Source organism: Mesorhizobium sp. LSHC412B00, assembly GCF_000503035.1.
In the GTDB taxonomy this organism is placed as follows: Bacteria; Pseudomonadota; Alphaproteobacteria; order Rhizobiales; family Rhizobiaceae; genus Mesorhizobium.
Genome location: NZ_AYWB01000013.1, coordinates 1 through 22,513 on the forward strand (window position 1 = coordinate 1; position 22,513 = coordinate 22,513).

The following is a 22,513-nucleotide window of genomic DNA, read 5'->3' on the forward strand; positions in this document are numbered from 1 at the left end:
AAAACTCCATGCCTTGCGATATCGCTGGCGCGAACCACCACGAAAGCGCAAGTTTCAGTCCATGCCAAAGCTATCTTAGCGCCTATGCCCTCGAGGGGGGAGATTGCGCCTCACCGCCTTCTCCCTCACATATCGATCATCGAGCGCTTCACCCGGCCGATGATGGTGATGGCGCCTTCGAGCGCCGGCGGCGGGATGTCCATGTAGGAGGCCGGCTGGAAGGGCGGGTTCTCGTTGGGGCGATAGCGCTTGTAGGTGGCCTGGCCGCTTTCGTCCGAAATGACATAGCAGCCATTGGTCACCAGCCGCTTGTCCCTGAGGTTGACGAAGATGATCGAATCCGGTGGCGAGATCTTGTTCATCGACGGGCCGTCGACGCGCAGCGCAATCCATTGGCCCTGCTCCAGATCGGTGGTGGGGATGGTCGGATAGTCGCTGAGATTGACCACCGTATCCTGGCTGCCGAGTTCGCCGGCGCTGATCCACGAGACGATGGGCACATCGACGGTGGCCAGCGACGGCATCGGGATCTGCCGGCCCGACTCGTCAAAGCCGAAATGGCCCCCCGCAAGGCTGCCGCCGTCACCGTTGAACAAGAGCCAGCCGGGATCGACGCCGAACAGGCGGCCGTATTTCTCCGCCGCCTTGCGCGACAGCGGCCGGTTACCGTTCTCGTGACTGATCAGCGTGTTCTTGTTGATGTCGCGCAATGCCCGCGCAGCGTCGCTCGGCGAGGCATAGCCCGCCTCCGCCCGCGCCTGCTGCAATCTGTGCCTCGGTTCCTGCATCGTACAAATTGCCTGAAATTTATCGTCCAATATGTACGATTTCGCTTGCGTACGTTTCGTACATATCGTACGCTTAGCGCATGATCGAACAAATCGCAAGCGTTTCCGCAGACATCCTCAGCTTTCTCCCATCGTCCGGGCTGTCCTCCTCCCCGGTCCGGACGCAAACCGGGGCTTCTGCCCCGGATCCGGTCGAACCGTCGTCCCCCCGATCGACCGGAACGGCCGGAGCCGCTCCTCTCCCGGCTCCGGCCACCTCTTCAGCCCATGGCGCCGCCGGTGCGCCAAGGGCTGTCTCCGGCGGGCAGGGTATTTCCTGCATCCGCACGGAAGATGGCACCGTCATCCTGTTCGACCGGCTGACGGGCAGGGCGGTTTCCGCCCTCACCAAAGCGGCCGCCGAAGCCGCCTTGCGGCATCTCGCCGGCTCGCTGCCGGCCGCCAGTATCGGCTGACCGCACCGACCATCCGCTCTGATTTTTTCCCGTGGGCCCCCGGGGCCGGCGCTCGGCCTTTGCGCGCGCAATCAATGGATACCGACATGACTGCCTATACCGACACCGAATTGCAGGAGATCGCCGTCTGGCTGAGGGATGGCCTGTCGGCCACAGGGATCGCCGTCCGCTTCACGGCGCTGCGCGGCAGTCCGGTCTCGCGCAATGCCATCATCGGCATCGTCCACCGCAACAGCGCGTTGAAGACCATCGGCTTCGCCAACCCCAGAGGCGGCAGGTCCGGCGGCCGACCGAGGAAGAATGCGACGGGGAAGACTGCGGCAAACGAGAATACCGCCAAGAGGAATCCGCCGGCGCAGCCAAGCAAGCCCGTAACGGAAGTAGGAGTTTCGAAGCAGGCCGCGCCGGTCAAACCGGCCGCCAAACCGAGCCGTCAGCCATCGGCCAGGCCTCTGTTGCCAGCCCGTCCGGCGCCCTCGATCCCGGGCGAAGGACGGCTGGTGGTGGACGGCGAAATCTACCGCTTCAATGTGCCGGCGCCGCGCCCTGCCTCGCTCGGGCGTCAGCCGCATGTCGCCGCCATGCGCTTCATCGACTGCCTGTTCGACCGCTGCCGCGCGCCGCTCGACCTGACGCTGGAGGAAGACCCCGACAACGATGCTCCCGGCAGTCGGCCGGGGCTCGAGATGCTGTGCTGCGGCCTGCGCACAAGGGCGCTGAAAAGCTACTGCGAATATCATCAGACGCGTTTCCACCGACCTGTGGCGGAGGTGGTGTGAGCGGCTGGGCTCCGTTCCTCGCCTCCGGACGACCCCACCAATGATCGAAAGCCGGCGGGACAGCGCCCCCCTCTGTCCTGCCGGACGTTCGTCGCTCGGAAAGCCAAGCAATTGGCTTTCCGTCCGCTTCGCGGACCACTCCTCAACCCCCACGAGGGGGGCGATCGGATATGGCCGCCGATTTCGCCAATTGCCAACGTTGCAGAGGCGCAGCCGCCGAAACTGCCAATCTCCCCCCAAGTGGGGGAGATGCCCGGCAGGGCAGAGGGGGGCGCGAAGGAACGCCAACCTTCCGGCTCAACAACCCAATCCCACAAGGATCCCCCGATGAGCAAAAAAACCGCGCAGAAAGCCAAACCGCCGAAATTGCCTGCGGGCGAAGCCGAGCAGGTGCGCATCCGCCGCGAGATCGGCCATGATTTCGCGCTGAAGGACGATCGCTTCGGCCGCAAGCGGTTGAGCGTCGGCACCGAAGAGGCGCGGCGCGTCTACGAGGTCTCCAATGACGGCTACACCGCGACCGGCGGCATCGTGCGGGTGCGCAATGTCGATCCGCTGGTCGGCATCACCTCGCTGACCCGCCAGCAGCGTGAGGCCGCCCAGCGGTTTCGCGACGATTTCGAGCGCGCCTCGCGTGACGGGCTGCGGCCGATGCCGTGGGAAGAGCGCATTGACGGCGGCCGCATCAATGGCGGCATCCCCGACCGCGTGCTCAACGCCGGCCGCGCCCACACCCATGCCATCGCCGCCATGGCCCACTGGGAAGTGGCGGAGGTGGTTCGCAAAATCTGCCTCGAAGGCCAGTCGGTGAAGGCGCTCGCCGAACGCACCGGCGAGGGACGAGATGTGGTGGTGAAGCTGTTGAAGGTCGGGCTCGACCTTTTGGCCGTGGGTTACGGGATGATGCTGATGCGGAAGCCGCGATAAGGCCGGCAGCCGCGCAGGAAGCGGCCGGCCGGCAGATGCCGGCCGACCGGTTTCACCCCATCGGATCACCGTTCGCAAACGCGAATTTCCTCGACGATCCTGTGATGATGGCGCCAATGCTTGACCAACTCTATACGGCAATGGCGATGGTGCCTGTGATACCTGTGGTACCTGAAGCCGTTGTCGTAGGCATCATACTGGTAGTAGGGGCGAGGAGCGAAGCGATCGTAATAGTCGCCATAGCTGTCATTGTAGTCATCGTCATAGTAGCCGTTGCCGATGCCGATCACGACGCGCCCGCCGGCATTCGCCGGGGCGATCATCGCCGCCGCCGCAGTGATAGCGATAGCCGAAGCAAGCAGGAGCTTTCTCATAGCTGCCTCCTATTCAAGGTTGCGCTAATATAACTCGCTGGGCACGACCTCGTTCCATAATTTTGCAAGATGCGAACGACCCCTGCGCCGTGCATTGCGAGGAAGTTCAGCGTCACCTCCTGTCAGCATCGTCCCCCGATTTTTGAACCCTTCGCCGCCCCAGCCATTAATCCGGCATGAATCAGCAAGGGAAGGACGAGACCATGCATGTCATTCTTGGAGGTACCGGCCATGTCGGCTCGGCGGCGGCAATGGCGCTGTTGCGGCAGGGCGAGGATGTCACGGTGGTGACGCGCGACGAGTCGAAGGCCGCATGGTTGGTTGAACAGGGCGCGGAGGCCGCGGTTGCCGATGTGCTCGATGTCGAGGCGCTGCGTGAAGTCTTGCGGCGCGGCAAGCGGGCGTTTCTGCTCAACCCGCCGGCCGATCCATCGACCGACACCGACGCCGAGGAGCGCAAGACGGTTGGCGCCATTGCGGCGGCGCTGGAGGGCTCCGGCCTCGAAAAGCTGGTGGCGGAATCGACCTACGGCGCGCAGGCCGGCGAGGGTGTCGGCGATCTCACCGTCCTTTACGGCCTCGAGCAGAAGCTGAAGGCCCAGGCCATTCCGGCAAGCATCAACCGCGCCGCCTATTACATGAGCAACTGGGATCAGGCCCTGGAGACGGCGCGGCGCGACGGCGTCATCACCTCCTTCTTCCCGGCGGATTTCGAGCTGCCGATGGTGGCGCCGCAGGATCTCGGCGAGGCCGCGGCGAGACGTCTGCTGGAGCCGACGGACAAGACCGGCACGCACTATATCGAGGGCCCTCGGCGCTACTCGGCCGCCGATGTCGCCGCAGCCTTCAGTGCGGCGTTGCGCAAAAACGTGCGCGTGGTCACGGTGCCGCGCGAGCGCTGGACAGAAACCTACGAAAAACTCGGCTTCTCCAAAGCGGCGGCCGAGTCCTACACCCGCATGACCGGGGCCACGCTGGACAAGCCGGCGGAGCCGGAAAACCCGGAGCGCGGCACGACCAGCCTGGAAAGCTATATTGCTGCGCTCGTCGAGGGCCGGCCGGAAGACCTGTTGAAGGGTGCCGCGTAAAGTGAAGGGTTGCTGTTGAGAAACAGGCGCTTCGACGACCTACGTGGCCCGCTATTCCTATTGCCTGACCGTTCGGCAGTTGCCCGCCGGCGGCGTGGTCTTGCAGATATCGATGGAGGTGCGCGTGTCGCCGTGACCGGTTTCGGTTATCAGATTCAGGTCCAAAAGTTCGTATGTCACGAGGTATCGTATGCTGTCGTCGGGTATTTTTTGCATGGCCGATACGATCCACGAACCTGCTTTCATCTCGGTGAAATAGCTGTCGACCTTGCGTTCATACCATTTGGGTATCGGAACGAGGACGATGGTCTTCTTGCCGTGGATTTTCTTGGCGGTCGGCAGCATGATCCGGTGAATGCCGACAAAGGCGCGGCTGTCTGCCAGGCGCCGTACGCCGCCCGCAAGAACCATCGTACAAGCTGACGAACAGACTGCGCCGACGGGGTTGGCGACGCCGAAGCGGAGGTCGCCCGGCCCGCAGGCTTTTGTGTCTGGCGCGCATTCGGAGAACTCCGTCTTGCCAACCATCGTGTCGAGCCCGCTGGCGCGGATCATATGGCCAAGCGCCATCGCCGCATCGGTCTCGCCGCCCGGGGAATTCAACGCCAAAGGCAATTTGCGGGGGCCGAGTTTTTTCAGCAAGGCCTTCAGCAAAGCTGGCGTGCCGGCCACGATGTGACCTTCCGCCGAAATCCATTCCGGGCATGTCGGCTCGCATCCTGGCGTGCTGTTGCGTACAACGACGAAGTGCATCGGCGGTGTATATGCCAGTATGGCAGGCTCAGGCGTCGTTTGGGCGATCGCGCCGCCAATCGCCAGCAGCACGAAAACCAACGTCCATGCGAATGTCTTCATGCCGAGCCTCGCCTGGCAGAGCATCACTTGAGAAATGGGTCTTTGCAAGCATTATCAAAACAAGCCGAGCACGTGTTTCTATCGGCCGCGCACTATCTCTGCATGATGGACAGGCCGCTACTGGCGGCCCCTGTCTGAACCGTCGTCGCTTTCCGCCGCCGTCTCCCACCCAAACACACTGCGCCCGCCAAGCAGGTGCGACTGGTCGAACTCGCCGGCGACGATCTCCTTAAGGCTCGGCCCGGTGACGTAGCGCTCCAGCCGCCGCGCTTCGCCATCCAGCCGCTTCAGCGCGCCAAGCTCTTCCTCGCGGCCGAGCTTGGCCTTGCCGACGGCCGATTTCAGCACCGCGATCGTCTCGTCATAGACTTTCAGCGGCACCGGGAAGGGATGCCGGTCCTTGCCGCCATGGGCAAGTGAGAAGCGCGCCGGATCGGAGAAGCGGCAGGGCGCGCCATGCACCACTTCCGCCACCATGGCCAGCGCCCGCACCGTGCGCGCGCCGACGCCGGGCACCAGTAGCAGCTCGGGAAAATCGGCCGGCCCGCTTTCGATGGCGGCGGAAATGTTGCCGTGCAGCCGGTGCATGACGATGTCGCTCTCGCGCACGTCATGATGCGCCGGCATCACCAGATTGGGCAGCATCGGCTGCGCGGATGATTTCGCGGCCGGTGATTTCGGCGGCGGCTCCAGCACGGCAAGCTCGTCGAGGATCCGCTCCGGGCTCATGGTCTTCAACAGGTCGATCTGGCCGCTACGTGACGGCGCGGCGCGATGGTCGGTCAGGTTGACGATCTCGCCCTGCCGCTCGCCCTGGATCGCCGCATGCGGCTGGTCGACGAAGCTGGTCAGCCCTTCCGACAGCCAGTGATAGCGCCGCGCCTGGCGGCTGTCGCCATTCATGCCTTGCTGCACCACCACCCAGCGGCTGTCGTCGGTGACGATGAAGCCGTGCAGATAGAGGTCGAAGCCGTCCTGCACGGCCGCACTGTCCACCTTGGCGACCAGGCGGCTAGCGGTGGCGAGCGCCGCGCCATCGATGCCGACACGCTCGCCGATGGCGGTCAGTTCCTGCGGCGTCTTGCGCGAATGCGCGCCGCGCCCGCCGCAGACATGGATGCCGAGCTCGCGCGACATCGGGTTTAGCCCGCGCTTCAGCGCGCCGACGACCGAGGTGGTGATGCCCGAGGAGTGCCAGTCCATGCCCATGACGGCGCCGAAGGACTGGAACCAGAACGGGTGCGCCAGCCGCCGCAACAGCTCGTCGCGGCCATAGTGATGGATGATCGCCTCGCACAACACCGCACCCAGCCGCGTCATACGATCGCCCAGCCATTTCGGAACCCGCCCGCCATGCAGCGGCAAGTCCGCACTGCCGCTTCGCTGCGTCAAGTGAATGCTCCGTGGATGCCGCGCACCGGCGGTGCGCCTGTGATGTAGATGGCATTTGGGGGGCGATTTGCAAGCGGGGTGGGGGCGGCGACTATCGTCGCCCTACGCTCTTCTTGGTGTCTCGCCGAAAGATGCAGTTACGCCGCCTGTCGCACCTGGCAATAAGGTCGGCTCCCTGCTTGAAGGCGAGACAGGTCTCGAATAGAGCTTATCCAGCCGACGGCAACTATTAAAACCAAAACGATGTCGCAATTCTGGTGGGTAAATCACAGTCAGACCGCCCGCCAAGAGATCGACGGGCAATATCTCTGGTCGCCCAAAACTCAGAAGAATGGGGCACGCAGCGAGTTCTACAAAAATATGCGTCGGGCGACACCTGGTGACCTCGTGTTGTCTTTTTTCGGTCAAGCCGTGCGCTATATTGGTCGGGTAGCGGAGTTTGCATTCACAGCACCGAAACCACCGGAGTTCAAGAACACTGGAGCCAATTGGAACGAGGAAGGTTGGCTTCTCCCGGTGTATTGGGCGCCGCTCCTGCCGACGGTGCGCCCGTCGGACATAATTGGCGAATTGGGTCCGCTTCTGCCTCCCCGATACTCGCCCATCGACCCAAACTCCGGATCAGGCCGTCAAAACGCCTATCTCGCGAGCGTATCGCAAGAGGTGTTTCACACCATTGTCGCGGGTACAGCTTTCGACCGCGAAGCTCTGAGGCGTGGTGGCGCAAACAGTCTCACTTTCGAAGTCGTCAATGAAATTTTAGAGGACGTCGTTGAGCGCCGTATCCGAGATGACCTCCAACTCGAGGACACTGTAAAGACGAGCGTCATTCAAGCTCGTCGCGGCCAAGGTAAATTTCGTTCCAATGTCGAAGCCATGGAGCGCTCGTGCCGACTCACAGGGGTCACCAATCCCTCGTTGCTGATTGCAAGCCACATCAAGCCTTGGCGCCTATGCGCTTCCGCGCAGGAGCGCTTGGACGGCATGAACGGGCTGCTCCTCACGCCTGATGCCGACCACCTCTTTGACCGTGGCTTCATCAGTTTTGAAGATAGCGGGCAGGTCCTCATATCCCAGCGCGTCGACAAGACTGATTTGCGGCGGCTCGGATTCGAGCAATTGGTGATGCAGAGTTTCGGCTTTGCCGAAGCCCCCGCCGTCTGGCGCACTAGCACCTTCACCCCGCCGCAGCAGGCTTACCTCGCTCACCATCGAGAGGATGTGTTTGTGGCATAGCTCGCATCAACTGAGCGGTCAGCCGTCAGGTCCCCCTACCTCGCCGCCCCCTAAAACACCGCCTTCTCCAAGACCGGCTCCAGTGATTCAGCAAATGGCGTCGCCAGGTGGTGCCGGTCGCGGAAGGCGAGTTGGCCGTTGATGAACACGTGGCAGGTTTGGGCGTCGCAGAACTGGCTGGTCAGGTCGACATAGGTGGCGCCGGGCACGCTGCGCACGACGTCGCGCTCGGCCGCGGCGATGTCGTCGTTCGCCGCCGCGTCCCTCGGCGTGTCGCAGACTTCAGGCACCTGCCCGCGCCACAGCGCCCGCGCCACGCATTTGTCGGCATAGCTTCCATTGTAGGGAACGTCCCGGATTACCGCGACCTTGATCCCGGCCCGGCTGAATGCCGCCAGCGTCCAGCGCAGGCCGGCCTTCCACTCCTCGTTCCAATCGGCGTGCTTCAGTTCCTCGGGCGATTCCTTCATCACATTGCCGATCGAGAATTCCGAGATCACCACCATGTGCGGGTGCAACGCGATAATGTCCTTGACCGATTGCTCCCGCCACTGGTCGCATTCGGTGTAGTCGCGCTTCAGCCGCCAGTTCCAGGTCGTCACCCGCGAGGCACGGCAGGACGATTTGAGATAGGTGACGAGGCGATAATTGTTCTTGGCCGCCGCCTCGATCAGCGGCGTCGACCAGTGGTCGGCATGCGAATCGCCGAACAGCGCAATCGAGCGCCCGGCGTCCTTGTTGCCGAACACGCAGGCCTTCGGCGTCACCGTCTCAAAGGAGAGAATACAGCCGGCCGCGCGCGCCGTGGACGGCTGCGCGGCGCTGGCGGCAATGCTGCGCTGCTCAGGGTCCAGATCGTGGACGGCAAGCCTGGCATTGGCGTAGGCGGCTGCGACGCCGGTGCCGGTCAGGAGGACGGCCGGCACCAGCGCCCGCGCCGCACTGGCCATCAGCCAGCCATTGCGGCGGATCGGGTTTTCGATGACATGATAGGTGAACCCCGACAGCGCCAGCGTCAGCGCCAAGCAGCCGAGCCGCTGCAGCGGCGAAAGTTCCGGCGTCAGCATCGTGGCATACACGATCACCGGCCAGTGCCAGAGATAGAGCGAGTAGGAGAGTTTGCCGACCCATTGCAGCGGCGCCAGCGCCAGTGCCTCGATCGGGCTTTTCTTAGCGCTCTCCTGCTGCGCGTGCGCCGCTCCTGCCAGCAGCAACAGCACGGTGCCGGCCACCGGCACCAGGGCGAGGAAACCCGGGAAGGGCGTTTCGTCGCTGAAGGAAAGATAGGCGCCGGCAATCAGCGCTAGGCCGAGCCACGCCAGCGGCGTGGCGAGCCGCGGGCGGTTTTGCCAGACTTGCTGCGGCACCATGCTGGCCAGCCCGCCGGCGGCGAACTCCCAGGCGCGTAGCGGCGAGAAATAGAAGGCCCAGGGCTGCGAGACCGTGGTGAGCCACGCGCAGACGGCGAACGAGACGAGGCCGGCAATGCCGATCACCAGGATCGCGCCGCGCTTGCCGGGGCGCAGCCATGCCGCCAGCACAAGCAGCGCCGGCCAGGCGACATAGAACTGCTCCTCCACCGACAGCGACCAGAAATGGACAAACGGGTTGCTGGCCGCATCGGCGGCGAAATAATCGAACGACCAGCGGATCAGCCACAGATTGATCATGTAGGCCGAGGCGAACATGGCGCCTTTGGAATAGAGCGATTGTTCCTCCGGCGACAGGATGAAGGCGCCGGCCACCAGTGTGGCGAGGATGACGAACAGCGACGCCGGCAACAGCCGCCGAGCGCGCCTGGCATAGAACCGCCACAGGTTGAGCCGCCCGGTCTCGGTGATTTCGGCAAGCAGGTGTTTTGTGATCAGATAGCCCGAGATGACGAAGAAGATGTCGACGCCGGTGAAGCCGCCGGGCAGGCCGGTGAAGCCGAAATGAAAGGCGATCACGCCTGCCACCGCCAAGGCACGCAGTCCTTCGATATCGGGCCGGAACGATGCTGACACGATTTGCCACCTCGTGCTGGTGCATGACCCCGCCTCGGCGAGTAACGATCGCGCCGGGATCATACGTGCGGCAGCTTTGCGCCCAACGGGACACGGCGCTGCAACCGTTGACAGTCGGACCAAGACTCCGCCCTATGGGTCGATATCGCAATGCAACAAATCTAACGCAGTGCAACATTGGAGGAGGCGACGCCGCTGATCTCCCCCCTTGAGGGGGAGATGGCCGGCAGGCCAGAGGGGGTCGGTTCGACCGGACTGGCCCAATCCTGCAAGTGAAGGCAGGCGCTCCACGCGCGGCGACCCCCTCTGTCGCCTTCGGCGACATCTCCCCCTCGATGGGGGAGATTAGCTCCCCGCCTCCTTCGCCAAATCTCCGACATCCGGGGTCGGCCCTTGCGTTGCCCCCGTCACACGCATCGGCTATCCAACCGGCAGCCATGCAATTCAAACGGAGCCTCCCATGACCAACACCACCATTTTCAAATTCGGCGCTGTCGAGCATGCCGAGGGCGGCGACTTACCGGGCTGGATCGTTGTGGCGGGCCGACCGACCATGCAGACCGCCGTGCAGCACACCACCGCCGATGGCAAGGTGCTGTCGGGCACCTGGCGGGCCTCGCCCGGCACTTATCACGCCACCTACACCGACTATGAGTTCGTGCACATGATCGCCGGCCGCATCATCATCACGCCCGATGGCGGCACGCCGGTCGAGGTCGGTCCGGGCGATGCGTTCGTGGTCGAAGCCGATTTCAAGGGCACCTGGCAGATCATCGAGCCGGTAACCAAGCACTTCGTCGTCAAGCTTGCTTGATCGCGTCGTCAGGAGTGTCTGATCCGTGCCGATACACGTCGGCCGGCGCGGTTCATCGCCAGCGTCCCCCTCGCCCAGCAGGGGGAGGGGGACGTAGCGAAGCGAATATCGGTTAAGAGGGCGTCACCTCGTTCGCTTCGAACCGATGCGGATCGAAAAGCTGAGACGATGGCGTTCTGCGGAGCCTGGTCGAGAGAACGCAGGCCAGGTCTGCTGCCGGGTCGCCGGCGCGTCAGCCAAGAGCGAGCGGCGCACTTCGAGAGTGCATGCCGCCCGTCCGGCGCCGGGCCGTCAATGCTGTTGTTACGAAACCCCCCAGCCCCGTCTCAACCGCCACGGCCATGGCGTGACCCATAGCTTGCTATACGCATGCAGCACCGCGGTCTGTCAACGCCGCCCGCAATGGCCGCGGGAGGTCCTTTTGCGCCTCCCGGCCAGCTTTCCAGCCGGCCTCGCGCAAGCCTCTCGCCGCTGCAAAATGCGCTTGAAATGGCGGTTTTCCGGGTGTTCCGGCCGCTCCGGAGCGGACCTTTGGCGCGACAGAGGTCGCGATCTAGGCGATTGGATGAATTTGTCTTTCGCGGCTGAAACGTTTCAGGAGCCGGATTGTAGACCTGACTTTTTTTGGGTGTATTTCCCTCACGTCAGTTTTGCACCCCAGCCGGCCCGATCGACCTGCCGGAGGGCAAGCCTCAGGGGCCGGCGTCGGCGCTCTGAGTCTCTCGGACCGACGGGCGCCGGACGATGCCGCTGACGACATAGGCCGCCGCGCCCAGCGCCGTGATCCAGAAGCTCGTCGGCCAGTCGGTCAGGAAGGCGAGCGTCAGGCTGATCCAGGCGATGATCACGGCAAGCGCGATGGACGTCAGCACGCCGGCCCCGACGCCGCTGGTAAGCCTGAGCGCGGTGGCTGCAGGCGCCACCATCAGCGCGAAGACGAGCAGCACGCCGACGATCTGCACCGCCTCGGACGTGGCGACGGCGACCAGCACCATGAACAGGGTCGAGACAAGAGTGAGCGGCACGCCGCGCGCTTCGGCGAGTTCCGGCTGCAGGCTGGCGAACAGCAGCGGCCGCGCGATCAGCAAAAGCGCGACAAGGATCGCCACCGCCAGCACCGCAAGCACGATAACGGTGCGCAGGCTGATGCCCAGCACATTGCCGAACAGCACGTTAGTCGCCTGCGAGGCGAAGGCGGTGTAGAAATGCAGAAACAGCAAGCCCAGGCCGAGCGACAGCGTCAAGACGATGCCGATGGCGACGTCGCGATGCGCGCGCTCGCCGAGCAGGCCGATGCCGATGCCGGCGACGACGGTAAACACGGTGAGGCCGAGAAACGGCGACAGCCCGATCAGGCCGGCCCCCGTGGCCCCGGGAAAGCCGACATGGGAGAGCGCATGGCCGGCGAAGGTCTGGCCCCGGAGCACGAGGAAATAGCCGACCGCGCCCGAAACGATGCCGACGATGGTGCAGGCATAGAAGGCGTTGCGCATGAATTCATAGTCAAAGATCGTGGACATGCGCCCCGCTCTCCAGTTCTACATCGTCGGCCATGACGAAGATGCGGCCGGCAACCCGCACCACATTGATATGCGTGCCGTAGAGTTTCGACAGCACCGGACCGCTGATGACCTCGTCGACGGAGCCGATCGCCGCCTTGCGGTTGCCGAGATAGAGCACGCGGTCGACGGCGCGCAGCAGCGGGTTGATCTCGTGCGAGCAGAACAGCACGGCAATGCCGAGCCGCTCGCCGATCTGATGCACCAGGTCGATGATCGCGCGCTGATGGCCTGCATCGAGGCTGATCAGCGGCTCGTCGAGCAGAAGCAGTTGCGGATTGCCGATCAACGATTGAGCGATCAGGATGCGCTGGCGCTCGCCACCGGAAAGCTCGCCCAGCGGCCGCCGCGCAAGGTCGCCGGCGCCCACCTCTTCAAGAGCCTTCCACGCCGCCTCCTTCTCGGCAGCCGATGCGACGGGCCAGCCCCAGCGATGCCCGCCGGCGGCACTCAGCACGAAGTCGAGGCCGCTGACGCCGACATCGCCAAGCGCGCGCCGCGCCTGCGGCATATAGCCGATGTCGGCGTTGCCGCGCGTCGGCGATTTGCCAAGCACCGAAATGGCGCCGCCGGCCGGTTTGATCAGGCCGAGAATGGCGCGCAGCATCGTCGTCTTGCCGGCGCCATTGGCGCCGAGCAGGCCGACAAAGGCGCCTTGCGGTAGAGAAAAGGAGACGTCGGATAAAACCCGGCGTCCCCCATAGGTCAGCGTGACCTTGTCGAATTCGATTGCGTTCATTTAGTCACATTCATTCGCAGTCACGTTCATTGTGTGCGGGCGGCGAGCGCCTTCTGAACCGCGTCGATCTGGCCGCCGAACCAGGTCTGGATCGTCTGCCCCGCCGGTTCCGTCTCGGTGACGCCGATGACAGTGACCTTATTCTGCCTGGCGATGTCGAGCAGCCTTGTCGTTGCCTCGTCGGTCACCTGCGAATTGTAGAACAGGATCTTGGCCGAGCCGTCCTTCAGGCTGTTTTCGAACGCCGCCACCTGCGTGGCGCTCGGCTCCGCATCGTTCATCAAAGCCACCTGGAAATCGTAGTTCAGCATTTTCAGGCCGAGCGCTTCCGCCATGTAGCCGAAGACCGGCTCGGTAGCCGTCACCTCGGTGCCGGCATAGGTGTTCTTGACCTCGGCGATTTCCTTGTCAATGGCCTCGAGCGAGGTCTGGAATGCCTTGAGATTGGCCTCGTAATGCGCTGCATTGGCCGGATCGCGTTTGGCAAGATCGGCGCTCAGCGCCTTGGCGATGGCCGGCAGCGTCGCCGGGTCGTACCACAGATGCGGGTTGTCGCCCGACTTCTTGCCGATCAGGTCGGCGGCGACGATGGTCGTGCGATCCTTGGCTGTCGAGGCCGACAGCAGCTTGTCCATCCACGGATCGTAGTCGGCGCCGTTGTAGATGACGATCTTGGCGTCGGCGATGGTGCGCGCCGTCGACGGGCTGGTCTCGAACAGATGCGGATCGTCATCGGGATTGGCCAGGATGCTGGTGACGGCGACGTTGCTGCCGCCGATCTGGCGGGCAAGGTCGCCATAGAAATTCTCGGCCGCCACGATGGTCAGCTTGTCTTCGGCGCGGGCAGCCGTGCCGGTCAAAAGCGGCACCGCGACGAGCAGCGCGGCGAGAAAGGGAATGCGACGCATCCGTGGTCTCCTTGCAGTCTGAAAGGTATGTCGCCGGAGAGGCGGCTGTGTAACTGTATAACAGTAACAATATAACGTTTGCGTCGAAAATACGGCTGATGTCAATGGGCTTTTCGAGCCGCGCAGTTTTTCACGCGCACAAAACCGTGAGCGGCCTGCGCCGATCAGGCGGAGCCACTCATGCCTGTCGGCTATATGCGAAAGGGCAGGCGATCGCCGGCACCGCGAGGCCGCCGCGAGCACACCGGTCGTGGCGGTATCCTGATGAATTCGCGGCGGGTAAGTTCCTTGCTTGTTGCCGTCAGTTTTGCGGACGCCTTCCCTCCCACGCGTCCTGCAACAGGGCGCGGATTGCGGCGCGGTCGAAAGGCCGCGGATTCCAGTATGGGTTCCTGGTCGCAATCTCGGCGGCGCGGTCGAGATCGGCCTGCTTGAGGCCGAGTTCTTTCAATGTAAGGGGCGCGCCGACCGCCTTGGCGAAATCCTGGAGACCGCTACCGGCGCTGCTGCCAAACAAGTCGGCGACCGGCTTCAACAAGTCGGGCACCGCGGCGGCGTTGAAGCCGATCGTGTGCGGCAACATCACCGCATGCGTCTCGGCATGCGGCATGTCGAAAGAGCCGCCGAGCGTGTGACAGATCTTGTGATGCAGCGCCATGCCGACGGCGCCGAGCACCGTACCGCACAGCCAGGCGCCGTAAAGCGCATCGCCGCGTGCATCGATATTTCCAGGCTCCTTGGTCAACACCGGCAGCGCCGCCTTCATGGCGCGCAATCCTTCTTTCGCCATCAGGGTGGAAATCGGATTGCGATCCTGCGCGTAAAGCGCTTCGGCCGAGTGCGCCATGGCGTTGAGTCCTGACGCGACGCTCATCGCTATCGGCAGGCCGACGGTCAGCTCTGGATCGTAGATCACCACTTCCGGCAGGATCCTTGCGTCACGCATTGTGGTTTTTTCGCCGTTCTCGGTCTGACCGAGGATCGGCGTCACCTCCGAGCCGGCATAGGTGGTCGGGATGACGAACTGCGGCAGGTCGGTGCGCCAGGCGATCGCCTTGCCGAGACCGGTGGTCGAGCCGCCGCCAAGCGCGATAACGCAGTCAGCGTTGACCTCGGTCGCCTTGGCCATTGCCGTTTGGGTTACCTCGACCGGCGTGTGCATGGCGGCGCCCGAAAACGTGCCGGCCGCCAGCGCGCCGAGGGATTTGGCAAGCGCCTCGCCGTCGGCAGCCCGATGCGGCGTCGACAGCACCAGCGCGCGATTGCAGCCGAGTTTTTCGATCCAGGTGCCCACCTCGGACGACGCGCCATTGCCGAAGACAATATGCGCAGGGCTGCCGGAGTAGGTGAACGTCCTTGTCATGCCGATCCGCTCCCTTTGCATATTATCACTGTGACGGAGCCGAAATCGAGCGACCAGCTCTCGCCGCCGGCGACATCGTTTGCGTCGTCACCGTCTCGCAAGCGGGGCCTGATCTCTCCCGCGTACTCGCAAACGTATCGCCTTGACCACAAAAACGTCAAAAAAGTATCAGTGAGGTGGACACACCGTGGTGGCGGCTGCATGAATTGCCGCCTAAGCTTCGATCACTGCAGAGAGCGGCAAACGCGGCCTGCGGGAGATGGCACTGCAACTGGTCGCATGACCGGACCGGGGCCGGGAGGAACTGACATGAATCCGGACTTGGAAGTCGTCCAGATCAGACGCGGCGAGTCGTTCAAGGCCTGGGCCCACGGCTACCCCTTCCACACGGTGCGCTGGCACTTCCACCCCGAATACGAAATCCATCACGTCGTCGCCACCACGGGCCATTATTTCGTCGGTGACTTCATCGGCGAGTTCGAGCCCGGCAATCTCGTGCTCACCGGCCCGAACCTGCCGCACAACTGGGTCAGCGACGTGCCGGCAGGCGCCAGCGTGCCGCTGCGCGGCCGTGTCGTGCAGTTCTCGCAAGAGTTCATTGCCGACGCCACCGCCGCGTTGCCGGAACTTGCCGGTTGTGAAAACATTCTCGAGCTCAGCCGCCGCGGCGCGCTGTTCTCCACCGCTACCGCCAAGCTCGCCGCACCTGTGCTGGCCGAACTGGTCGAGGCGCAAGGCGTTCGCCGCATCGCTTTGTTCATGGAGCTCATCGACATTCTGAGCCGCGCCGCCGATGTGCGGACGCTGACCAGCGCCAGCTATCTGCCGGATCCCTCAGGCTTCATGTCGGCCGGCGTCAACAAGGCGCTTGCCTATATCAACGCCAACCTGACCGAGCCGTTCAGCGAAAGCGATCTGGCGGCGATCGCCGGCCGCAGCCCGAGCGCGTTTTCGCGCAGCTTCCGCCGCCATACCGGCATGGCGCTGGTGCAGTATGTCAACCGGCTGCGCATCAACCTTGCCTGCCAGTTGCTGATGAGCGAGGCCGACATGCCGATCACCGAGATCTGCTATGCCGCCGGCTACAACAACATCTCGAATTTCAACCGCCAGTTCCTGACCCAGAAAGGCATGTCGCCTTCGCGCTTCAGGGCCCTGCTGGCGGAAAACGTCAGCGCGGAGATTGCCGCCTAACAGGGAGGACCGGGAGGAGCCTAGACATTTACTGAGGTAAGAACGCGGGGTGCGTTGGAGGCGCTCCGTGCTGGAGATCGCTTGTCCCGAAATCCAGAGATATCTAGAGGATGCGCAGCACGGATCAAGTGCTCCGTTGTTCCTCGCAACAGCCCGACTGCAGTCAAGGCCCGGTGCCATATGGTGTCCGGGGCTTCATGAAACCATTCCTTGAAACGGAGCTATCAAAATGACCAGATTTGCCTGGAAATCGACGGGAGCCATCGCGCTCACTCTTTCTCTTCTTGGCGGCACCGCTGCCTTTGCCGCCCCGGTTACCGACGCCACGGTCGCCTTCTTGATGCCCGACCAGGCCTCGACGCGCTACGAGCAGCACGACTATCCCGGCTTCGTCGCCGAGATGAAAAAACTCTGCCCCGGCTGCAAGGTGATCTACCAGAACGCCGATGCCGACGCCTCGCGCCAGCAGCAGCAGTTCAACTCGGTGATCTCGCAAGGCGCCAAGGCGATCGTGCTTGACCCCGTCGACTCGACCGCCGCCGCCTCGCTGGTCAAGCTGGCGCAGAGCCAGGGCGTCAAGGTCATCGCCTATGATCGCCCGATCCCGACCGCACCTGCCGACTTCTACGTCTCGTTCAACAATGAAGGCATCGGCAAGGCCATTGCCGACTCGCTCGTCGAACACCTCAAGGCGCTGAAGGTCGACCCCGCCAGCGGCGGCCTGCTGCAGATCAACGGATCGCCGACCGACGCGGCCGCCGGGCTGATCAAGAAGGGCATCCATTCCAGCCTCGACGACAGCGGCTACAAGATCCTTGCCGAATACGACACGCCGGAATGGGCGCCGCCGAAGGCGCAGCAATGGGCAAGCGGCCAGATCACCCGCTTTTCCACGCAGATCGTCGGCGTCGTTGCGGCTAATGACGGCACCGGTGGTGGCGCCATCGCCGCTTTCAAGGCCGCCGGTGTCGATCCGGTGCCGCCGGTGACCGGCAATGACGCGACCATCGCCGCCCTGCAGCTGATCATCGCCGGCGACCAGTACAACACCATCTCCAAGCCGAGCGAGATCGTTGCGGCCGCTGCCGCCAACGTCGCCGTCCAGCTTCTGTCGGGCGAGACGCCGAAGGCCGAAATGACCCTCTACGACACTCCTTCGCAGCTGTTCACGCCGGCGGTGGTGACGCAGGAAAACCTAAAGGCCGAGATCATCGACAAGAAGATCAACACCGCCGAAGAGCTTTGCGTCGACCGCTACGCCGAAGGTTGCAAGAAGCTCGGCATTACAAAGTGACAATGCAGGTCGCCCAAAAGTGCGCAGCGGTTTTGGGATAACGACATGCATAAAAGGATGACCTAGAATCCTGATACTGCTTTCCGGCCGCCCTTGCGGTGGCCGGAAGTTCGCAGTCACTCTTGACCGCCATCCGGAAAGGTTTGCCACCATGTCTGACATCTCTGACGGACCGGTTTCGGCAGGCGAGCTGGTGCTCAGCCTGCGCGGCATCTCGAAGAATTTCGGCGCCGTTTCGGCGCTCACCGATATCGATCTCGATGTCCATGCCGGCGAGGTGGTGGCGCTGGTCGGCGACAATGGCGCCGGCAAGTCGACGCTGGTCAAGATCCTGGCCGGCGTCCACCAGCCGAGCTCGGGGACCATCAATTTCCGCGGCAGGCAGGTGACCATGCCTGACCCGAGTGCCGCGCTGACGCTCGGCATCGCCACCGTTTTCCAGGATCTGGCGTTGTGCGAAAACCTCGACGTCGTCGCCAACATCTTTCTCGGCAAGGAGATCAACCCGCTGCGGCTGGACGAGGTGGCGATGGAAATTCGCGCCTGGACGCTGCTCAACGAATTGTCGGCGCGTATTCCAAGCGTCCGCGAGGCGGTCGCCTCGCTGTCCGGCGGCCAGCGCCAGACGGTGGCGATCGCCCGCTCGCTGCTGCTCGACCCCAAGGTCATCCTCCTCGACGAGCCGACCGCCGCGCTTGGCGTCGCCCAGACGGCGGAAGTGCTGAACCTCATCGACCGGGTGCGCGAGCGTGGGCTCGGCGTGCTGATGATCAGTCACAATATGGAGGACGTGCGCGCCGTCGCCGATCGCATCGTGGTGCTCAGGCTCGGCCGCAACAACGGCGTCTTCGAACCCGACGCCTCGAACCAGGAACTGGTCAGCGCCATCACCGGCGCCGCCAACAATGCAGTGTCGCGCCGCGCCGAACGGCGCAAGGCCGCCGAACAAGCGAACAATCAGGAGCAGCGGCCATGAGCGCGGAGCCCAAGCAGGACACCTCCTCATCGACGGCGCTCGACCGCAGCGACGTGCGCGTCAAGCACCAGGCCGGCGTTGGTGGCGCCATCAGCGCCTTCTTCGACCGCGTCCGCTCCGGCGACCTCGGCTCGTTGCCGGTCATCGTCGGCCTGGTCATCATCTGGAGCGTGTTCACCGCCCTCAATCCGGTCTTCGTCTCGTCGAGCAATCTGGTCAATCTCCTGTTCGACTGCTCGACCGTCGGCGTCATCGCGCTCGGCATCGTCTGTGTGCTGATGGTCGGCGAGATCGACCTGTCGGTCGGCTCGATCAGCGGCTTTGCTTCGGCCATGGTCGGCACACTGTGGGTCAACCAGGGCTGGCCGGTGGCGCTCGCCATCCTCGCCGCGATCGCCGTCGGCGGTTTCATCGGCGGGCTCTATGCCTTGCTGTTCAACCGGCTCGGCATGCCAAGCTTCGTCTCGACGCTCGCCGGCCTGCTCGCCGTGCTCGGCCTGCAGCTGTATATTCTGGGCTCCACCGGCTCGATCAATCTGCCCTATGGGTCGAACCTGGTGAATTTCGGCCAGTTGCTGGTCATGCCGGACTGGCTGTCCTATGCACTGGCGGCATTGCCCGGCATCGTCATGCTGATCACCGGCCTGCGCACCGTCAGCCGCCGCCGGGCCGTCAATTTGTCGGCGCCGTCTGTCGGCGGCCTCATCGTGCGCGTCGCCGCCCTGACCATCCTGCTCGAACTGATCGTCGGTTATCTCAACCAGGCGCGCGGCATACCGTGGATGTTCGGCCTGTTCGTCGGCCTGGTGGTGGCGATGAACTATGCGCTGACCCGCACCCAATGGGGCCGCTCGATGACCGCCGTCGGCGGCAACCGCGAAGCGGCGCGCCGGGCCGGCATCAAGGTGCGCTCGATCTACCTCAGCGCCTTCGTCATGTGCTCGATGTTTGCCGCCCTTGGCGGCGTGCTGTCGGCGGCGCGGCTGGCCTCCGCCAGCCAGCAGGCCGGCACCGGCGACGTCAACCTCAACGCCATTGCGGCGGCGGTCATAGGCGGCACCAGCCTGTTTGGCGGCCGGGGCAGCGCCTATTCCGCGCTGCTCGGCATCATCGTCATCCAGTCGATCGCCAGCGGGCTGACCTTGCTCGATCTGTCATCGTCGCTTCGCTACATGATCACCGGCGCCGTTCTGGCAATTGCGGTCATCGTCGACTCCCTGGCACGCCGCTCGCGGGTTTCCCACGGCCGAGCCTGAACCAACAGAGAATACGAGGATAGAAGAATGGCTCAGGATTTGAGTGGAAAAGTCGCGGCGATCACCGGCGCCGCGTCGGGCATAGGCCTGGAATGCGCGAGAGCGCTGATTGCCGCCGGCGTTCGCGTTGTGCTCGTCGATCGCGCCGAAGACGCGCTGAAAAGCGTCTGCACCGAACTCGGTCCCAACGCGATCCCGCTGGTGATCGATCTGATGAAGCCGGCCAGCGTCGCGACGATGATGCCGCAAATCCTGGACAAGGCAGGCCAGCTCGATATCTTCCACGCCAATGCCGGCGCCTATGTCGGCGGCCCGGTGCTCGAAGGCAACCCGGATGCCTGGGACCGCATGCTGAACCTCAACATCAATGCGGTCTTTCGTTCCATCCACGCCGTGCTGCCGCATATGGTCGAACGCAAGACCGGCGACATCATCGTCACGTCTTCGATCGCCGGACTGGTGCCCGTGGTCTGGGAGCCGATCTACACAGCGTCGAAACACGCCGTGCAGGCCTTCGTCCATACGGTGCGCCGCCAGGTCGCCCCGCATGGCCTGCGCGTCGGCGCGGTGCAGCCGGGGCCGGTGGTGACAGCGCTGATCAGCGATTGGCCGAAGGACAAGCTTGAGGATGAACTGGCCAAGGGCGGCCTGATACAACCGGTCGAGGTCGCCGAAGCCGTGCTGTTCATGCTGACTAGGCCACGCAACGTCACCATCCGGGACCTGGTGATCCTGCCGCAGAGCAATGATTTGTGAGGCAATAGGCATTAGGCAGGGAATGGGGAGAGGCTCTTGCAACTGACCGTTCACTGCTGACCATCTCGCCTACTGCCTACTGCCTACTGCCTACTGCCTACTGCCTACTGCCCACTGCCTACTGCCTAACTTCTGAGGTTCCCCATGTCCCACTTCCTCGGCATCGACGTCGGCACTGGCAGTGCCAGGGCGGGGGTGTTCGACAGCAAGGGCGCCATGCTTGCCTCGGCGAAGCGCGACATCGCTCTGTTCATCGAGCCCGGCGAAATCGCCGAACAGTCGAGCGAGGACATCTGGCGTGCGGTTTGCGCCAGCGTGCGCGAGGCGGTGACCAAGTCGGGGCTCGCTGGGCGCGACATTGCCGGCATCGGCTTCGACGCCACCTGTTCGCTGGTCGTGGTCGGCAAGGACGGCGCGCCGTTGCCGGTCGGCCATTCCGGCGATGCCCAGCGCAACATCATCGTCTGGATGGACCACCGCGCGCTCGACCAGGCGCAGCGCATCAATGCCGGCAAGCACGCCGTGCTCGACTATGTCGGCGGCACCATCTCGCCGGAAATGGAAACGCCGAAGCTGCTGTGGCTGCGCGAGAACCTGCCCGCCACCTTCGATGCGGCCGAGCATTTCTTCGACCTGACTGACTATCTGACCTGGCGCTCAACCGGCAGCCTGGCGCGCTCGATCTGCACGCTGACCTGCAAATGGACCTATCTCGGTCATGAGCGGCGCTGGGACGATGCCTATTTCCGTGCCATCGGCCTCGGCGCACTCGCCGATGAAGGCTTTGCCCGCATCGGCACCGAGATCGTCGAGGGCGGCACCGCGCTTGCCCAAGGCCTGACTGGGGCCGCCGCGACTAATCTCGGCCTGCTGCCGGGAACGCCGGTTGCGGCCGGTCTGATCGATGCCCATGCCGGCGGCGTCGGCACGGTTGGTGGGCAGGGCTCGGTCGGCACCTTGCAGTCGCGCATGGCCTATGTGTTCGGCACTTCGGCCTGCACCATGGCCAGCACCAGCGAGCCGGCCTTCGTGCCCGGCGTCTGGGGTCCGTATTTTTCCTCGATGGTGCCGGGGCTTTGGCTCAATGAAGGCGGGCAATCGGCGGCGGGTGCTGCAATCGACCACCTCGTCGCTTTCCATCCGGCCACGGCTGAGGCATCCGCAAAAGCCAAGGCGGAAGGTCTCGGCCTGACCGCTTGGCTTGGTCAGCAGGCGGCGAAACAGTCCGCCGACCTGTCCGCAGTAGCGCACCTAGCCGATGGACTGCATGTCGTGCCGGAATTCCTCGGCAACCGCTCGCCCTTCGCCGATCCCGAGTCCAAGGCCCTGATCGCCGGGCTTGGCATGGACACGTCCCTCGACAGTCTGGTCGCGCTCTATGTCGCCGGCCTGCTGGGCATCGGCTACGGCGTTCGCCAGATCCTGGCGGCGATGGCCAAAAAAGGCATTGCCATCGACACTATCGTCGTCAGCGGCGGTGCGGCGCAAAGCGAGCTGGTACGTCAGCTTTTGGCCGACACCACAGGCCTGACCGTCGCCGGTTCGACCTCGCCCGAACCGGTGCTGCTCGGCTCAGCCATATTGGCTGCGGTGGCGGCGCAAAAATTTCCCGATGTGATCGCGGCGATGACCGGCATGTCGCGCATCGGCGACATCTATCGCCCGGCCGGTGGCGACCTCGTGCCCTGGCACGACAAGCGCTTCGCCGCCTTCGAATTGCTGCAGCAGGCAGGCCGCGCCATCCGCGATTGAAC

Annotated in this window: 21 protein-coding genes; 11 read left to right on the forward strand and 10 right to left on the reverse strand. The window is 64.1% G+C overall.

The annotated features are described in order from the left end of the window. Positions 1–125 precede the first annotated feature (125 nt). Positions 126–788: a S24 family peptidase gene (locus X757_RS143795; RefSeq protein WP_023727016.1), complete on the reverse strand. Its 663-nt coding sequence runs from the start codon at positions 786–788 to the stop codon at positions 126–128. 260 nt (positions 789–1,048) lie between these two features. Next, positions 1,049–1,249 (reverse strand): hypothetical protein, encoded by a 201-nt coding sequence (locus tag X757_RS1000000168605; protein ID WP_023709399.1) that lies wholly within the window; start codon positions 1,247–1,249, stop codon positions 1,049–1,051. An 80-nt stretch (positions 1,250–1,329) separates the two neighbouring features. Between X757_RS1000000168605 and X757_RS143790 the strand changes: the two genes are divergently transcribed. Both X757_RS143790 and X757_RS143785 read left to right on the forward strand, forming a co-directional pair. Then, positions 1,330–2,022 (forward strand): GcrA cell cycle regulator, encoded by a 693-nt coding sequence (locus tag X757_RS143790; RefSeq protein ID WP_023689006.1) that lies wholly within the window; start codon positions 1,330–1,332, stop codon positions 2,020–2,022. Positions 2,023–2,349: 327 nt separating this feature from the next. Next, complete coding sequence (locus X757_RS143785) at positions 2,350–2,949, forward strand: DUF6456 domain-containing protein (protein ID WP_023727018.1); 600 nt, start codon at positions 2,350–2,352, stop codon at positions 2,947–2,949. Between the two features lie 65 nt (positions 2,950–3,014). Here the strand turns inward: X757_RS143785 and X757_RS143780 are convergent, their stop codons facing one another. Continuing rightward, positions 3,015–3,323: a hypothetical protein gene (locus X757_RS143780; RefSeq protein WP_023727019.1), complete on the reverse strand. Its 309-nt coding sequence runs from the start codon at positions 3,321–3,323 to the stop codon at positions 3,015–3,017. Between the two features lie 203 nt (positions 3,324–3,526). On the opposite strand from X757_RS143780, the gene X757_RS143775 reads away from it, so the two are divergent. Further along, positions 3,527–4,411 carry an NmrA family NAD(P)-binding protein gene (locus X757_RS143775; protein ID WP_023730350.1) on the forward strand — a complete coding sequence of 295 codons (885 nt, stop codon included), beginning with the start codon at positions 3,527–3,529 and terminating at the stop codon, positions 4,409–4,411. A gap of 57 nt (positions 4,412–4,468) precedes the next feature. Here X757_RS143775 and X757_RS1000000165815 read toward each other — a convergent pair whose 3' ends face one another. Both X757_RS1000000165815 and X757_RS143770 read right to left on the reverse strand, forming a co-directional pair. After that, entirely contained in the window at positions 4,469–5,236 is a 768-nt protein-coding gene (locus tag X757_RS1000000165815) for a hypothetical protein (RefSeq protein WP_156933462.1), read from the reverse strand. Between the two features lie 147 nt (positions 5,237–5,383). After that, positions 5,384–6,658, reverse strand: a complete 1,275-nt coding sequence (locus X757_RS143770; RefSeq protein WP_023727020.1) for a DUF763 domain-containing protein — start codon at positions 6,656–6,658, stop codon at positions 5,384–5,386. 243 nt (positions 6,659–6,901) lie between these two features. On the opposite strand from X757_RS143770, the gene X757_RS143765 reads away from it, so the two are divergent. Continuing rightward, positions 6,902–7,894 carry an HNH endonuclease gene (locus tag X757_RS143765; RefSeq protein WP_023727021.1) on the forward strand — a complete coding sequence of 331 codons (993 nt, stop codon included), beginning with the start codon at positions 6,902–6,904 and terminating at the stop codon, positions 7,892–7,894. A gap of 50 nt (positions 7,895–7,944) precedes the next feature. On the opposite strand, the gene X757_RS143760 is transcribed toward X757_RS143765, so the two are convergent. Continuing rightward, the gene (locus tag X757_RS143760) at positions 7,945–9,900 is read right to left on the reverse strand and encodes an acyltransferase family protein (RefSeq protein WP_023727022.1); all 1,956 of its coding nucleotides are present in this window, start codon (positions 9,898–9,900) and stop codon (positions 7,945–7,947) included. A 460-nt stretch (positions 9,901–10,360) separates the two neighbouring features. Between X757_RS143760 and X757_RS143755 the strand changes: the two genes are divergently transcribed. Beyond that, positions 10,361–10,714 carry a cupin domain-containing protein gene (locus tag X757_RS143755; RefSeq protein WP_023672492.1) on the forward strand — a complete coding sequence of 118 codons (354 nt, stop codon included), beginning with the start codon at positions 10,361–10,363 and terminating at the stop codon, positions 10,712–10,714. Positions 10,715–11,406: 692 nt separating this feature from the next. Here the strand turns inward: X757_RS143755 and X757_RS143750 are convergent. The 4 genes from X757_RS143750 to X757_RS143735 form a co-directional block, all read right to left on the reverse strand. After that, a complete protein-coding gene (locus tag X757_RS143750; protein ID WP_023727023.1) occupies positions 11,407–12,234 on the reverse strand; it encodes a metal ABC transporter permease in 828 nt (275 codons plus the stop codon). Then, positions 12,218–13,012, reverse strand: coding sequence for a metal ABC transporter ATP-binding protein (locus X757_RS143745; protein ID WP_023685455.1), 795 nt, complete (start codon positions 13,010–13,012; stop codon positions 12,218–12,220). Before X757_RS143745 ends, X757_RS143750 begins: the two co-directional genes overlap by 17 nt. A 26-nt stretch (positions 13,013–13,038) precedes the next feature. Next, the gene (locus X757_RS143740) at positions 13,039–13,920 is read right to left on the reverse strand and encodes a metal ABC transporter solute-binding protein, Zn/Mn family (RefSeq protein WP_023727024.1); all 882 of its coding nucleotides are present in this window, start codon (positions 13,918–13,920) and stop codon (positions 13,039–13,041) included. A gap of 301 nt (positions 13,921–14,221) precedes the next feature. Then, positions 14,222–15,283 carry a maleylacetate reductase gene (locus X757_RS143735; protein WP_023727025.1) on the reverse strand — a complete coding sequence of 354 codons (1,062 nt, stop codon included), beginning with the start codon at positions 15,281–15,283 and terminating at the stop codon, positions 14,222–14,224. A gap of 309 nt (positions 15,284–15,592) precedes the next feature. Between X757_RS143735 and X757_RS143730 the strand changes: the two genes are divergently transcribed. The 6 genes from X757_RS143730 to X757_RS143705 all read left to right on the forward strand — a co-directional run bounded on the left by X757_RS143730 (position 15,593) and on the right by X757_RS143705 (position 22,511). Further along, entirely contained in the window at positions 15,593–16,477 is an 885-nt protein-coding gene (locus X757_RS143730) for an AraC family transcriptional regulator (RefSeq protein ID WP_023702911.1), read from the forward strand. 229 nt (positions 16,478–16,706) lie between these two features. Next, positions 16,707–17,771 carry a sugar ABC transporter substrate-binding protein gene (locus X757_RS143725; RefSeq protein WP_023727026.1) on the forward strand — a complete coding sequence of 355 codons (1,065 nt, stop codon included), beginning with the start codon at positions 16,707–16,709 and terminating at the stop codon, positions 17,769–17,771. Between the two features lie 151 nt (positions 17,772–17,922). Then, complete coding sequence (locus X757_RS143720) at positions 17,923–18,747, forward strand: ATP-binding cassette domain-containing protein (protein ID WP_023715131.1); 825 nt, start codon at positions 17,923–17,925, stop codon at positions 18,745–18,747. After that, positions 18,744–20,003 carry a sugar ABC transporter permease gene (locus tag X757_RS143715; protein WP_023727027.1) on the forward strand — a complete coding sequence of 420 codons (1,260 nt, stop codon included), beginning with the start codon at positions 18,744–18,746 and terminating at the stop codon, positions 20,001–20,003. Before X757_RS143720 ends, X757_RS143715 begins: the two co-directional genes overlap by 4 nt. 27 nt (positions 20,004–20,030) lie before the next feature. Continuing rightward, a complete protein-coding gene (locus X757_RS143710; protein ID WP_023727028.1) occupies positions 20,031–20,759 on the forward strand; it encodes an SDR family oxidoreductase in 729 nt (242 codons plus the stop codon). A gap of 144 nt (positions 20,760–20,903) precedes the next feature. Next, positions 20,904–22,511, forward strand: a complete 1,608-nt coding sequence (locus X757_RS143705) for an FGGY-family carbohydrate kinase (RefSeq protein ID WP_023727029.1) — start codon at positions 20,904–20,906, stop codon at positions 22,509–22,511. Positions 22,512–22,513 lie beyond the last annotated feature (2 nt).

Excerpts from the sequence above, each read along its gene's own strand:
- X757_RS143785 (WP_023727018.1), top strand. The coding sequence starts at position 2,350 with ATGAGCAAAAAAACCGCGCAGAAAGCCAAACCGCCGAAATTGCCTGCG.
- X757_RS143740 (WP_023727024.1), bottom strand. The coding sequence starts at position 13,920 with ATGCGTCGCATTCCCTTTCTCGCCGCGCTGCTCGTCGCGGTGCCGCTT.
- X757_RS143710 (WP_023727028.1), top strand. The coding sequence starts at position 20,031 with ATGGCTCAGGATTTGAGTGGAAAAGTCGCGGCGATCACCGGCGCCGCG.
- X757_RS143730 (WP_023702911.1), top strand. The coding sequence starts at position 15,593 with ATGAATCCGGACTTGGAAGTCGTCCAGATCAGACGCGGCGAGTCGTTC.
- X757_RS143725 (WP_023727026.1), top strand. The coding sequence starts at position 16,707 with ATGACCAGATTTGCCTGGAAATCGACGGGAGCCATCGCGCTCACTCTT.
- X757_RS143775 (WP_023730350.1), top strand. The coding sequence starts at position 3,527 with ATGCATGTCATTCTTGGAGGTACCGGCCATGTCGGCTCGGCGGCGGCA.
- X757_RS143765 (WP_023727021.1), top strand. The coding sequence starts at position 6,902 with ATGTCGCAATTCTGGTGGGTAAATCACAGTCAGACCGCCCGCCAAGAG.
- X757_RS143720 (WP_023715131.1), top strand. The coding sequence starts at position 17,923 with ATGTCTGACATCTCTGACGGACCGGTTTCGGCAGGCGAGCTGGTGCTC.
- X757_RS143750 (WP_023727023.1), bottom strand. The coding sequence starts at position 12,234 with ATGTCCACGATCTTTGACTATGAATTCATGCGCAACGCCTTCTATGCC.
- X757_RS143780 (WP_023727019.1), bottom strand. The coding sequence starts at position 3,323 with ATGAGAAAGCTCCTGCTTGCTTCGGCTATCGCTATCACTGCGGCGGCG.
- X757_RS143755 (WP_023672492.1), top strand. The coding sequence starts at position 10,361 with ATGACCAACACCACCATTTTCAAATTCGGCGCTGTCGAGCATGCCGAG.
- X757_RS143795 (WP_023727016.1), bottom strand. The coding sequence starts at position 788 with ATGCAGGAACCGAGGCACAGATTGCAGCAGGCGCGGGCGGAGGCGGGC.
- X757_RS143745 (WP_023685455.1), bottom strand. The coding sequence starts at position 13,012 with ATGAACGCAATCGAATTCGACAAGGTCACGCTGACCTATGGGGGACGC.
- X757_RS143735 (WP_023727025.1), bottom strand. The coding sequence starts at position 15,283 with ATGACAAGGACGTTCACCTACTCCGGCAGCCCTGCGCATATTGTCTTC.
- X757_RS143715 (WP_023727027.1), top strand. The coding sequence starts at position 18,744 with ATGAGCGCGGAGCCCAAGCAGGACACCTCCTCATCGACGGCGCTCGAC.
- X757_RS143705 (WP_023727029.1), top strand. The coding sequence starts at position 20,904 with ATGTCCCACTTCCTCGGCATCGACGTCGGCACTGGCAGTGCCAGGGCG.
- X757_RS143790 (WP_023689006.1), top strand. The coding sequence starts at position 1,330 with ATGACTGCCTATACCGACACCGAATTGCAGGAGATCGCCGTCTGGCTG.